The sequence below is a fragment of the Actinomycetospora chibensis genome (assembly GCF_028737215.1).
GTDB classification, from domain to species: domain Bacteria; phylum Actinomycetota; class Actinomycetes; order Mycobacteriales; family Pseudonocardiaceae; genus Actinomycetospora; species Actinomycetospora chibensis.
This window is the reverse complement of record NZ_JAQZAM010000037.1, coordinates 20,346-33,082: the sequence shown is the minus strand read 5'-3', so window position 1 is coordinate 33,082 and position 12,737 is coordinate 20,346. Positions and strand designations below refer to the sequence as shown.

Sequence of the window (12,737 nt, the reverse complement as noted above, 5' to 3'; positions counted from 1 at the left end):
GACCAGCTAGCCTCGCTCCAACGAGACGGTGTTGCGACGACCGGTTGAGCCCAGTGTTCGAGCCGCGGTCGGAATGGTGTCGCAGTTGGCCATCGCGGACATCGCGGCTCCAGACCGCGTACTCGAGGGCACCCAGGACGAGCTCGGTGTCGCACCGGTCGGAGGTCTTCGATCCGACGATGCGGTTGGCGAACACGTCGCGCACTGCGGCCAGCCAGAACACGCCTTCGCCGCAGGGGATGCGGGTGGCGTCGGCTGAGTCGCTCGACGCGCTTGCGCGAGACGTGTCGGCCGCGGCGGCGCAGGGTGGCGTGCACGCGCGGGGCGCCGTAGGTCTGCCCGGACCGGTCGTGCACCTCGCGGATCTCGGCGAGGACCTCGGCGTCGTCACGGCGGCGCGACGACGGGTCGCGGTCCTGGGCCAGCCACCCGTAGTACGTCGAGGGTGGAATGCCGAGCTGGCGCAGAATCGGCTCGATCCCGAAGTTGTCGTGGCGGGCTTCGACGAACGCTATGACTTCCTCCTTGTTGGGTCGATTTCCTGGGCGAAAAAAGCGCTCGCCGCCTTCAGGATGTCGTTGGCCCGCCGCAGCTCGGCGACCTCTTTGCGCAGCCGGCGCAGCTCCTCGGCCTCGGCGGTGGTGGGTCGGTCGTCGCGCTCGCCGTTGTCGGCCTCGGCCTGACGCACCCAGTTGCGAAGCGCCTCGTGGTGGACACCGAGCTGCTCGCCGAGCTGGCGGAACGTGGGCCGCGGGTTGCTCGTGCGGTAGAGCCGCACCGCCCGCTCGCGCAGCTCGTCGGGGTACTTCTTCGGCGCTGCCATCGGAGACTCCCTTCACGGCCTACGGCCATGATCGTCGGTCTCCGAGCTACCGGGGGAACCTCAGCTCCCCTCCCCGGGCCTGGCAGGTGCGGGTCATCAACCTCAGGTGGGCAGGGAGTCGGGTGCCCAACGAGGTGCTCGCGACGTTGCGACGTCGTCCGTCGCGCGGTGGCAAGTCTGACCGTCGGCCCGTCCCGCCGGGTCGAGCCCGATCGGCGGGCTGTGACCGAGTCCCGCGCGGACTCACACTGAGGGCGCGCAGCGAGGTACCGCGGGAGGCGGGTCGGGTGCACGTCACCGGAGAGCACCAACGACCCCGGGAGCCCCTCGTTCGCGGCCCGGCGGTGGCCGTCATCGCCGAACACCGGCTCGAGCAGCGGACGAGCCCGGCGCAGCTCCTGCTCAGCGAACTGCTCGCCCTGCCCTCCTCCGACCTTGTGGCGCGGATTACAACGGAGCTCGACCGCAACGCCGCACTCGAACTCCCGCCGCCACCGACCTGCGGGCGGTGCGGGCGGTCCGTCTGGACGGGCGACTGCCTCCTCTGCGCGTTCCCGGCAGCGGCCCGGAGCACGGGCGCTGCCCCACATCGCGCGGAGCCGGCTGCGGTCGAGAGCTCATCGCGCGAGCGCCTGCTCGCCGACGCTGCGGTCGCGCTGGGCCGGGTAGAACTCGAGGTAGCTGCCCATTCGAAGGTCCCACCCTGCGCGCCCTGCGCCGGGTCGAGTCCCGCCTGCCGTCCCCGGAAGCGCTCGACGACGAGTACCGCCGTCTCGCGGAGGACGTCGACCACGTCCTGGCACAGCGGCCGCGGAGGTGGCGTCGCCGTCGTGCCTGCCGCGGTCGTTCTTGCTCCTCAGTCCCCTCGTCGGCACGGAGGGCGGGCACTGCTCCGAAGACCGGTGGCAAGACGGGCAAGAAGGGGCGAGAGCGATGACCACACCGATCGGCACCCTCGACCCGCAGGACGTGGCCAGGTCGCTGGAGAGTAGACCCGCGCCATGCGGTAGTTCGAGCCACGCATGTAGTCATCAGCGGTTGCGGGGGTCGTTGCCGGGGATGTGCTCCTGGCCGGTCTGCCCGGCCGCGGCCTCACCGATGCTCTCGCGACCACCGATGTGCGCCTCGAGCCGGATGCGCTCGGTGAGGTGCGGGTAGTGCAGCTCGAACGCCGGGCGCTCGGAGCGGATGCGGGGCAGCTCGGTGAAGTTGTGCCGCGGCGGCGGGCAGGACGTCGCCCACTCCAGGGAGTTGCCGTGACCCCAGGGGTCGTCGACCTCCACCGGTCGCCCGTAGCGGTAGCTGTGGAACGCGTTCCACAGGAACGGCAGCGTCGAGGCCCCGAGGATGAACGCCCCGATCGTGGAGATCGTGTTGAGCGTCGTGAACCCGTCGGTGGCCGCGTAGTCGGCGTAGCGGCGTGGCATGCCCTCGTTGCCCAGCCAGTGCTGCACCAGGAACGTCATGTGGAAGCCGATGAACGTCAGCCAGAAGTGCACCTTGCCGATGCGCTCGTCCATCATCCGGCCGGTCATCTTCGGGAACCAGAAGTAGATGCCGGCGTAGGTGGCGAACACGATCGTGCCGAAGAGCACGTAGTGGAAGTGCGCCACGACGAAGTACGAGTCGGTGACGTGGAAGTCGATCGGCGGGCTGGCCAGCAGGACGCCGGTGAGGCCGCCGAAGAGGAACGTCACGAGGAAGCCGACCGCGAACAGCATCGGCGTCTCGAAGGTCAGCTGGCCGCGCCACATGGTGCCGATCCAGTTGAAGAACTTGATGCCGGTGGGCACGGCGATGAGGTACGTGGAGAACGCGAAGAACGGCAGCAGCACCGCGCCGGTGGCGTACATGTGGTGCGCCCACACCGCGATCGACAGCGCGCCGATCGCGATGGTCGCGTAGATCAGCGTCTTGTAGCCGAAGATCGGCTTGCGGCTGAACACCGGGAAAACCTCGGTGACGATGCCGAAGAACGGCAGCGCGACGATGTAGACCTCGGGGTGACCGAAGAACCAGAACAGGTGCTGCCACAGGATGGCGCCGCCGTTGGCCGGGTCATAGATGTGCGCGCCGAGCAGCCGGTCGGCCAGCAGCCCGAACAGGGCGGCGGTGAGGATCGGGAACACCATCAGCACGAGGATGACCGTCACCAGGATGTTCCAGGTGAAGATCGGCATCCGGAACATCGTCACGCCCGGGGCGCGCATACAGACGATCGTCGTCACGAAGTTGACCCCACCGAGGATGGTGCCCAGACCGGCAACGGCGAGGCCGGCGATCCACAGGTTGGGTCCGAGCCCCGGCGAGTGCACGACGTCGGACAGGGGCGTGTAGGCGAACCAGCCGAACGCGGGGGCCCCGTTCGGGGTGAAGAACCCGGACACGACGATGATCCCGCCGAAGAGGAACAGCCAGTACGAGAAGGCGTTGAGCCGCGGGAACGCCACATCGGGCGCGCCGATCTGCAGCGGCACGATGTAGTTGGCGAAGCCGAACAGGATCGGCGTCGCGTACAGCAGCAGCATGATCGTGCCGTGCATGGTGAACAGCTGGTTGTACTGGTCCACCGACAGGAACTGCAGACCCGGCTGGGCCAGCTCGGCGCGCATCAGCAGCGCCATGAGCCCGCCGATCAGGAAAAACGCGAACGACGTGACCAGGTACAGGATCGCGATGTCCTTGGGATCCGTGGTCTGCAGCATGTGGGCGAACGCCGACCCGCGCGGCGACCGGCGCGGCGGGTAAGGCGACGTGACGACTGGACTCGGGTGGGCCGGGCGTGTGGTCGTCATGGCGGCCTCCGTGGTCGTCCGAGGGAGGGGCTCGCAGGAGCACCAGCATCTCGACGGTAGGCCGCGCTCAGTGGCCGGACAACCAGCTCGGGCAGTTCCTGCCCGGGTTCTCGCCGCAGTGTGCGGGGGACACCGGTGGTACCGCCAAATGTGAGGCCACCCCGATACGCAGAGGCATCGATGTCGTCGAGCGACCCTCCCGGAGAAGGATTCGGCATGGAGAGCGACGAGTTCGAGGTCCCCGGCGCCGCGGCGACCGCGGACCTGCTCCGCCGCGCGACCGACGAGCTCGAACGGTTCCACCACCGTATTCCGTCGGGGCGCTGGTCGATCCGCGCACTCCTCGCAACCCGAGCGAGATCGGCGCCGGGGATGCCGCGGGACGGACCGAGCACGTCGCTGAGGCCCGGCAGCGCAGCGCGCGGTGGATCCTCGCGATGTCCCCGGCGGTGGCACACCCGATCGTCGCCTGGCTCCACGAGACCGCCGAGGTGCTCGACCGGCCCCGGCCGGGCATGACCGCCTCGACCGCCGCGGCGGCTGCCCTCGCCACAGAGCTGCTCGAACAGTTCTGTCCACGGGCCTCCTAGGGCGTGCCCATCCTCCTCGCCCTCAGCAGGGTCGGTGCTGGCGGTGAGGTCGGCCGAACGTGCAGCTGCTGGGGCATCACTCGGTGTCACGCGCCGCGGTCGGCCTGGGTCGCCACCCCGTGCTCGTCGTGCCAGAGGGCACCGCCCAGGACCTCGACGGAGTCAGGTTCGGGGGCCGTCCCCGGAAGCGGGACCGGCGGTGTGAACGAATCCACGACCGGGCGTATGGGGCAGCCCCACGGCTGGCGCCTATTCGGGAGGGAGCGCGACGGCGGTGCGAAGCCATCGGCATCGCTGCGAGAACGCACCTGTCGCGACAACTCATTCCGGCTCCTTCCTGGCGGATCCTGGGCGCGGTAGGGGGCGATGGGGTCACACCGCAGGTCCGGAACGGGTCCCGAAGCGCCAGACGGCGTACACGAGGCCGGCGAGGGCGACGTCGGAGAGCAACATCAGGCCGATCGCGTAGTCCCCGGAGACCTGGTAGACGAGGCCCATGACGATCGGGGGCAGGAAGCCGCCGAGGCCTCCGGCGGCGCCGACGACTCCGGTGACGGACCCGACCTGGGACGCGGGGACTCGCTGGCCGACGAGGGCGAAGATGGCGCCGTTGCCGAGCCCGAGGGCGGCGGCGATGGCGAGGAACGCCACGGTGGCCACGACCATGTGGGGACCGAACGCCGCGACCACGGCTCCGACGGCGACCACGGCGAGGGCGCCGACGATGAGCTGGTGCGGTGGGCGGCGATCGGCCAGCCACCCGCCGAGGGGCCGGGTCAGGGTGGCGAGCACGACGAACCCCGCGGCACGGGCGGCAGCGTCGGTGACGGCGAGCTCGTAGACGTCCCGCAGGTAGGTCGGCAGGTAGACCCCGAAGGCGACGAACCCGCCGAAGGTGATCGCGTAGAGGGCGGCGAGGTCGATGCTCAGGCGCAGCCGCACAGCCTGGCGGAACCGGGGCCAGAACGGCTCGGTGGCGGGTCGCCAGGTCGGGGCGTTGCGGCCGAGCACGAGGAACGCGACGGCGGTCAAGGCCAGGAGGAGCGCGACGAGCAGGAACGGCGCGACAGGGCCCTGCGCGGCCCAGATGCGGGGGGTGAAGAAGTTGGACAACGCGGTGCCGGCGTTGCCGATGCCGTACACGCCGAGGGCGAACCCGCGCTGGTGCGGGGGGAACCAGGCGTTGACGAAGGGGACACCGACCGCGAACGACGTACCGGCGAGCCCGAGGACCAGCCCGCCGACGAGCAGGGCCGGGTAGCTGTCGAACACGGCCAGGAACAGCACCGGCAGGACCGCGACGGCGCTGAGCGCGGCGAACACGATCCGGCCGCCGAAACGGTCGGCGGCGGCGCCGAGGGGGATCCGGCCCAGCGATCCGACGAGCACCGGCACGGCGACCGCGACCGAGAGGGCGAACGGCGAGAGCCCGAGCAGTTCCCGATACTGGGGGCCGAGCGGGTTGAGCAGCGACCAGGCCCAGAAGTTGACCGCCATGCCCAGCGTCGCCAGGACCAGCGCGCGGTACCGCCCCGCCGCCCTCGATTCGTCGGGCCGGGGTCCGACCGTCCGGACGTTGGCGGGCTCGGTCACGATCCCGTCCGTTCCCATCCGCGACGCGGGGCGCGGCTGCCCATGTGGGCGTCGCGGCTGCGGTAGACGATGTAGGGGCGGGTCAGGTAGCCCACGGGCGCGGTGAAGGCGTGCACGAGCCGGGTGAAGGGCCACAGCGCGAACAGGGCGAAGGCCGCGACGGCGTGCAGCTGGAACCCGATCGGGGCCGCGGCCATCAGGGCCGGGTCGGGCTGGAGGTAGAAGATTCCTCGGAACCACACCGACAGCCCGGTGCGGTAGTCGTAATCGCTGCCGAGGATGTTGGCGATGGCGGTGTTGGCCAGGCCCAGCACGATGACGGTGCCCAGCACGAGGTACATGACCTTGTCCATCTTGGTGGTGGCGGAGAACACGGGTCCGACGGTGCGCCGCCGGTAGATCAGGATCGCCATCCCGACCAGCGTGCAGACCCCGGCCACGGTGCCGAGCGCCACCGCAACGACGTGGTATGCGTCGTCGGAGATGCCGAGCGCGGTGGTCCAGCTCTCCGGGATGAGCAGGCCCATGACGTGCCCGAGCAGCACGACCAGGATGCCGAAGTGGAACAGGGGGCTGCCCCAGCGCAGGAGGCGGCGTTCGTAGAGCTGGGAGGAGCGGGTGGTCCAGCCGAACTTGTCGTAGCGATAGCGCCACACCAGCCCGCCGACGAGGATCACGAGGCAGACGTACGGGAATACCAGCCACAGCAGGACGTCGACGGTCGACAAGGGGCTCACCGCGCCGCACCTCCGGTGTGCTGGGCGCCCGCCGGGCGGCCGCCCATGTACTCGGGCGGGGCGAACGCCTCGCGGTAGGGGTCGAGACCGACGTCCTCGGCCGGGGGGCCTTCGCGGGCCAGGGCGAGCACGGTCTCGCGGTCGCGAGCCGGTAGCGCCGGCAGCGTGCGGCACACCGCGTCGACCGCGTCGTGGTAGGCCGACCCGGCGTCGACCAATGCCAGGCGCAGCAGCTCCAGGCCGGTGCGGTGCTCGCGTAGCAACGCGTCGGCGGCCGCGAGGTGGGCGCCGGGCGGGTCGTCGGCCGCAGCGAACTCGAGCAGCACCGCGAGGTGGTCGGGCAGCTCGGAGTCAGCGAGCTCGAGCCCGGCCCCGCGATAGGCGTGCTTGAACGCCAGCAGCGCCATTCCGCGTTTGCGGGTGTCGCCGTACACGTAGTAGGTCAGGTACGGACAGCACCGTCGCCTGAGGTCGAAGGTGGCGACGTAGTCCGCGGCCAGGGCCGTCGGCGCTCCCGCGGCGAGGTGGTCGCACACGCGCTGCAGCGGCTCGCTCACGCCGGGGGGCAGCGCCTCGACCGCGCGACGCAGCACCGGCAGCGCCTCGAGCAGCCCGTCGTCGGGGTAGCCCAGCAGCACCGACGCCGCCTGGTAGACCACGGCGCGCTGCCGGTCGGAGAGCGTCACCAGGGGAGTGGCTGCGGTCGCGTTCGGCGGCGGGGTCACGGTCGGGGCTCCACTTCACCGTCGGGGTCGGTGCCCTCCATCAGCTGCGGCGCGGTTGGGCGCTCGGCGGGCGGGGCGGGGAACAGTCCTTCGGGGCGGCCCTTGCCGTCCCAGTTGAGCAGGTTCACTCGCTGGACGCGGTCGCTCGGGTCGGCCACGGTGTCGGCGGTCTGGCGGTCCTTGAGCATGTGGAAGTTCTCCACCGCGATGGGGGCGGCGCCGCCGGATCCCTCCCCGAACGGACCGCCGCCGACCATCCCGGGCCCGCCCTCGTAGTCCAGGGAGCACTCGGTGGCGGTCTCCTCCAGCTTGTGGGCCAGCGCCGTCGGGTCGCCCAGCTCGGTGTGCGCGGTGGGGATCACGTAGCGCTCGTCGTAGGGGGCGAGGGCCAGCAGCCGGAACATGTCCTGCACCTCGTCGCCGGTCATGCCCACCGTGGCAGCGATCGACTCGTCGGTGGGTCGCCCGAGGTTGACCTCGCGCATGTAGGAGCGCATCGCCGCGAGGCGCCGGAGCACGGTGGTGACCGGCGCCGGGTCGCCGGCGGTGAACAGCTCGGCGAGGTAGCCGATCGGGATGCGCAGCGCGTCGATCGCGCCGAAGAGGTTGCCGGCGTCCTCGCCGTCGACCCCGGCGTCGCGGACCACGTCGACGACCGGCGACAACGGTGGGATGTACCAGACCATCGGCATGGTGCGGTACTCCGGGTGCAACGGCAGCGCCACGCGGTAGGTGTTGATCAGCGCCCAGAGGGGGGAGCGCTGCGCGGCCTCGATCCAGTCCCGGGGGATGCCCGCCCGCTCGGCCTCGCGCGCCACCACCGGGTCGTTCGGGTCAAGGAAGACGCGGCGCTGGGCCTCGTAGAGGTCGTGCTCGTCGGTGGTGGAGGCGGCCTCGGCGACGCGGTCGGCGTCGTAGAGCATCACCCCGATGTAGCGCAGTCGACCGACACACGTCTCCGAGCAGACCGTCGGCAGCCCGACCTCGACCCGCGGGAAGCAGAACGTGCACTTCTCGGCCTTGCCGGTGCGGTGGTTGAAGTAGACCTTCTTGTACGGGCAGCCGGTCACGCACATCCGCCAGCCGCGGCAGCGGTCCTGGTCGACCAGCACGATCCCGTCCTCGGCGCGCTTGTACATCGCGCCGGACGGGCACGACGCGACGCACGAGGGGTTGAGGCAGTGCTCGCAGATCCGCGGCAGGTAGAACATGAAGGTCTTCTCGAACTCGAGACGGACCTGCGTGTTCGCCTTCTCAGTCATCGCCTTCAGCGTCGGGTCCGAGCGTGTGAGGTCGGGCCCGCCACCGAGGTCGTCGTCCCAGTTGGCGCTCCAGCGCACCTGCATGTCCTCGCCGGAGATCAGCGACTTCGGCCGGGCGACCGGGACATGGTCACCGAGCGGGGCCTGGACGAGGTTGTCGTAGTCGTAGGTCCAGGGCTCGTAGTAGTCCTCGATCGCGGGCAGCTTGGGATTCGCGAAGATCGAGAACAGCTTCTTGAGCCGGCCCCCGGCCTTGAGGCTGAGCCGTCCCCGCCGGTTGAGCGTCCACCCGCCGAGCCAGCGCTCCTGGTCCTGGTAGGTGCGCGGGTACCCCTGCCCGGGTCGGGTCTCGACGTTGTTGAACCAGACGTACTCGACGCCGCTGCGGTTGGTCCACGCCTGCTTGCAGGTCACCGAGCACGTGTGGCAGCCGATGCACTTGTCCAGGTTCATGACCATGCCCATCTGGGCCATCACGCGCATCTCAGTACTCCACGTCCTGGCCGCGGCGGCGGATCACCGTGACCTCGTCGCGCTGGTTGCCGGTGGGTCCGAGGTAGTTGAACGCGAACGAGAGCTGGGCGTAGCCGCCGATCAGATGCGTGGGCTTGATCAGCAGCCGGGTCAGCGAGTTGTGGATGCCGCCGCGGCGCCCGGTCGTCTCGGCGAGCGGGACGTCGATCAGCCTGTCCTGGGCGTGGTACATGTAGACGGTGCCCTCGGGCATCCGGTGCGACACGACCGCGCGCGCCACCACCACCCCGTTGCGGTTGACCGCTTCGATCCAGTCGTTGTCGCCGATCCCCACCCGCGCTGCGTCCCCCGCGCTCATCCACACCGTGGGCCCGCCGCGGGAGAGCGAGAGCATGAACAGGTTGTCCTGGTACTCCGAGTGGATGGACCACTTGTTGTGCGGGGTCAGGTACCGCACCGTGATCCCGAGCTCGGTCTGCTCGCCGATCCGGGGCTCGTCGAACAGCTGGGTCATGTTCAATGGCGGCCGGTAAATCGGCAGCTGCTCGCCGAGCTCGGTCATCCAGTCGTGGTCGAGGAAGAAGTGCTGGCGCCCGGTCAGGGTGTGCCAGGGTCGGCCCCGCTCGACGTTCTGGGTGAACGGGGAGTAGCGCCGCCCGCCGGTCTCCGAGCCCGACCACTCCGGAGAGGTGATCACCGGCACCGGTCGGGCCTGGGTGTCGGCGAAGGTGACCTGGGTGCCCTCGTGCTCGGCGGCCAGGTCCGCCAGCCGGGTCCCCGTCCGCCGCTCGAGCGTCTGGAATCCCTGCACCGCCAGGTGTCCGTTGGTGGTGCCGGACAGCGCCAGGATCGCCTCGCAGGCGTGGGTGTCGCGGGTCAGCAGCGGGCGCCCGTCGGCCGGGCTGCCCGGGGCGCGGACGACCCCGTTCCTGGCCTTGAGGTACTCCACCGAGCGGGACACGTCGAACGTGACGCCCTTGGTGGTCGCCCCGAGGCGCTCCAGCAGCGGTCCCAGTGAGGCCAGCTTCGCCCCAACATGGGGGTAGTCGCGCTCGACGACGGTCAGCTTCGGCATGGTCACCCCGGGGACCGGTGCCACCTCGCCGGCGGCCCAGTCGCGGACCACGCCGCCGGGGGTGGCGGTCTCGTCCGGGGTGTCGTGCAGCAGCGGCGACGCGACCAGGTCGCGACGGACCCCGAGGTGCCGCGTGGCCAGCCGGCTGAAGGCGCCGGCGATGGCGTGGAAGGCGTCGAAGTCCGTGCGGGTCTGCCAGGGTGGGGAGATCGCGGGGCTGAACGCGTGCACGAACGGGTGCATGTCGGTCGAGGACAGGTCGTGCTTCTCATACCAGGTCGCCGCGGGCAACACCACGTCGGAGAACACGGTGGTGCTGGTCATCCGGAAGTCCAGGCTCAGCAGCAGGTCGAGCTTGCCCCGGGGCGCGCCGCCGTCGGCCTCCTCGCGCCAGCGCACCTCGGCCGGCCGGTGCGCGGGCGGGGTCTGCTCGGCGCGCACCGCCTCGTCGGCGCCGAGCAGGTGCTTGAGGAAGTACTCGCTGCCCTTGGCCGACGAGCCCAGCAAGTTGGACCGCCAGACCGTCATCACCCGTGGCCAGTTCGCCGGTGCGTCCGGGTCCTCCCCGGCAAACCCCAGGCGCCCGGCCTGCAGCTCGGCGACCACGTGCGCCGCGGCGTCGCCGCTCGCCTCGGCCTCGTCGGCCAGGTCCAGCGGGTTGCGGTCGAAGGTCGGGTGCGAGGGCATCCACCCCATCCGCGAGGACTGGGCCAGCACGTCGGCGGTGGCCTTGCCGGCGAACCGCCCGGAGCCCAGCGGGGAGGACAGGACGTCGGCACCGAAGCCGTCGTAGCGCCACTGGTCGGTGTGCAGGTAGAAGAACCCGGTGCCGATCATCTGCCGGACCGGCCGCGACCAGTCCAGCGCGTTGGCCAGCTGGGCGTGCCCGGTGACCGGGCGGACCTTCTCCTGTCCCACGTAGTGCGCCCAGCCCCCGCCGTTGACGCCCTGGCAGCCGGTCAGCGTGGTCAGGGTCAGGAACGCGCGGTAGACGGTGTCGGAGTGGAACCAGTGGTTCGTTCCTGCGCCCATCACGATCATCGATCGGCCGCCGGAGGCCTCGGCGCTGGCGGCGAACTCGCGGGCGATGCGGGCAGCGGCCGAGGCGGGCACCGAGGTGATCTCCTCCTGCCACGCCGGGGTGTAGGGCTGGGTCGCGTCGTCGTAGCCGGTCGGCCACGCCCCGGGCAGCCCTGCCCGTTCCACGCCGTACTGCGCGCACAGCAGGTCGAACACCGTGGTCACCAGCCGCCCGGCGAGCCGGCGCACCGGCACCCCGCGCCGCAGCACCCCGGCGGCCCCACCGGTGCCGGGCTGCGGGTCGAAGCGCGGCAGCAGCAGCTCGGCGGTCTCGCCGACCCCGCCGTCGTACAGCGTGAGCAGCGGATCGACGTCGCCGAGCTCGAGGTTCCACCGGCCGGCGCCGGAGTCGGTAAACCGGAATCCCAACGAGCCGTTGGGCACCGCCGGGGCTCCGGTGGCGGCGTCGAGCAGCACGGTCTTGAACGCCGCCCCCTCGACGCCGGCCTCGTGCCCCTCGCCGAGCGCATCCGCGGTGAGGAAGCGGTCCGGGACAAATGTCCGCGCACTCTCGTTCCCGGCGTGCTCGCGCAGGGTGACCAGGAACGGCAGGTCGGTGAATCGCTGGGCGTAGTCGGTGAACCGGGGCGTGGTCCGGTCGACGAAGAACTCCTGGAGCACGACGTGGCCCATGGCCATCGCCAGCGCCCCGTCGGTGCCGGGCTGGGCGGGGAGCCACTCGTCGGCGAACTTGACGTTGTCGGCGTAGTCGGGGGAAACCGCGATCACCTTCTGGCCGCGGTAGCGCGCCTCCGTCATGTAGTGGGCGTCCGGGGTGCGGGTGACCGGGAGGTTCGAACCCCACATGATCAGGTACGCGGCGTCCCACCAGTCCGCGGACTCGGGCACGTCGGTCTGGTCGCCGAAGACCTGCGGGGAAGCCACCGGGAGATCGGCGTACCAGTCGTAGAACGAGAGCATGGGGGCACCGAGCAGCGAGAAGAACCGCGCGCCGACGGCGTGGCTGACCATGCTCATCGCCGGGATCGGCGAGAAGCCGGCGATCCGGTCCGGCCCGTAGGCCTTGATGGTGTGCACGTGGGCGGCGGCCACCAACTCGACCGCCTCGTCCCAGCCGGCCCGCACGAGTCCGCCCTTGCCGCGGGCCGACGTGTAGCGCCGGCGCCGCTCGGGGTCGCCCGTGATCTCCGCCCAGGCGTCCACCGGGTCGCCGAGCCGATGGCGCGCCTCCCGGTACATCTCCAGCAGCACCCCACGCACGTAGGGGTAGCGGACTCGGGTGGGCGAGTAGGTGTACCAGGAGAACGCCGCCCCGCGTGGGCAGCCGCGCGGCTCGTACTGTGGGCGGTCCGGCCCGACCGAGGGGTAGTCGGTCTGCTGGGACTCCCAGGTGATGATCCCGTCCTTGACGTACACCTTCCAGGAGCACGACCCTGTGCAGTTCACGCCGTGGGTCGAGCGCACTACCTTGTCGTGCGCCCAGCGGTCCCGATAGAAGGTGTCCGCCTCGCGGCCCCCGATCTGGTACAGCGCGCGGGCGTCCGACGACACCTCACCCGACCGGAAGAACCGACCCATCCGCAGCACCGCGTCGGTGGCCGGGCCGTCCATCCCGGCGTCGC

The 12,737-nt window shown here is 70.9% G+C and carries 8 protein-coding genes and 2 pseudogenes; 1 reads left to right on the top strand and 9 read right to left on the bottom strand.

Translation table 11 applies throughout. The annotated features are described in order from the left end of the window. The 4 genes and pseudogenes from PH189_RS29710 to ctaD form a co-directional block, all read right to left on the bottom strand. Positions 1-223, bottom strand: a pseudogene (locus PH189_RS29710) (hypothetical protein); the annotation flags it as partial. Between the two features lie 34 nt (positions 224-257). Continuing rightward, positions 258-425 (bottom strand): annotated as a pseudogene (locus tag PH189_RS30605) (IS3 family transposase); the annotation flags it as partial. A gap of 86 nt (positions 426-511) precedes the next feature. Next, positions 512-823 carry a transposase gene (locus tag PH189_RS29705; RefSeq protein ID WP_274192474.1) on the bottom strand — a complete coding sequence of 104 codons (312 nt, stop codon included), beginning with the start codon at positions 821-823 and terminating at the stop codon, positions 512-514. A gap of 1,031 nt (positions 824-1,854) precedes the next feature. Further along, entirely contained in the window at positions 1,855-3,618 is a 1,764-nt protein-coding gene (gene ctaD, locus PH189_RS29700) for an aa3-type cytochrome oxidase subunit I (RefSeq protein ID WP_274192473.1), read from the bottom strand. A gap of 437 nt (positions 3,619-4,055) precedes the next feature. Here ctaD and PH189_RS29695 point away from each other — a divergent pair, with 437 nt between their 5' ends. Beyond that, positions 4,056-4,208, top strand: coding sequence for a hypothetical protein (locus PH189_RS29695; protein ID WP_274192472.1), 153 nt, complete (start codon positions 4,056-4,058; stop codon positions 4,206-4,208). 372 nt (positions 4,209-4,580) lie between these two features. On the opposite strand, the gene PH189_RS29690 is transcribed toward PH189_RS29695, so the two are convergent. The 5 genes from PH189_RS29690 to PH189_RS29670 are packed head-to-tail and all read right to left on the bottom strand — an operon-like array spanning position 4,581 to position 12,726. Then, positions 4,581-5,801 carry an MFS transporter gene (locus PH189_RS29690; protein ID WP_274192471.1) on the bottom strand — a complete coding sequence of 407 codons (1,221 nt, stop codon included), beginning with the start codon at positions 5,799-5,801 and terminating at the stop codon, positions 4,581-4,583. After that, the gene (gene narI / locus PH189_RS29685) at positions 5,798-6,529 is read right to left on the bottom strand and encodes a respiratory nitrate reductase subunit gamma (RefSeq protein WP_274192476.1); all 732 of its coding nucleotides are present in this window, start codon (positions 6,527-6,529) and stop codon (positions 5,798-5,800) included. Before narI ends, PH189_RS29690 begins: the two co-directional genes overlap by 4 nt. Positions 6,530-6,534: 5 nt before the next feature. Next, the gene (gene narJ, locus PH189_RS29680) at positions 6,535-7,263 is read right to left on the bottom strand and encodes a nitrate reductase molybdenum cofactor assembly chaperone (protein WP_274192470.1); all 729 of its coding nucleotides are present in this window, start codon (positions 7,261-7,263) and stop codon (positions 6,535-6,537) included. Continuing rightward, positions 7,260-9,008 carry a nitrate reductase subunit beta gene (narH, locus tag PH189_RS29675; RefSeq protein ID WP_274192469.1) on the bottom strand — a complete coding sequence of 583 codons (1,749 nt, stop codon included), beginning with the start codon at positions 9,006-9,008 and terminating at the stop codon, positions 7,260-7,262. The genes narJ and narH overlap by 4 nt, the downstream gene beginning before the upstream one ends. Before the next feature lies 1 nt (position 9,009). Beyond that, positions 9,010-12,726, bottom strand: coding sequence for a nitrate reductase subunit alpha (locus tag PH189_RS29670; protein WP_274192475.1), 3,717 nt, complete (start codon positions 12,724-12,726; stop codon positions 9,010-9,012). Between the last annotated feature and the right edge of the window lie 11 nt (positions 12,727-12,737).

Excerpts from the sequence above, each read along its gene's own strand:
- PH189_RS29695 (WP_274192472.1), top strand. The coding sequence starts at position 4,056 with ATGTCCCCGGCGGTGGCACACCCGATCGTCGCCTGGCTCCACGAGACC.
- PH189_RS29670 (WP_274192475.1), bottom strand. The coding sequence starts at position 12,726 with ATGGACGGCCCGGCCACCGACGCGGTGCTGCGGATGGGTCGGTTCTTC.
- ctaD (WP_274192473.1), bottom strand. The coding sequence starts at position 3,618 with ATGACGACCACACGCCCGGCCCACCCGAGTCCAGTCGTCACGTCGCCT.
- PH189_RS29705 (WP_274192474.1), bottom strand. The coding sequence starts at position 823 with ATGGCAGCGCCGAAGAAGTACCCCGACGAGCTGCGCGAGCGGGCGGTG.
- narH (WP_274192469.1), bottom strand. The coding sequence starts at position 9,008 with ATGCGCGTGATGGCCCAGATGGGCATGGTCATGAACCTGGACAAGTGC.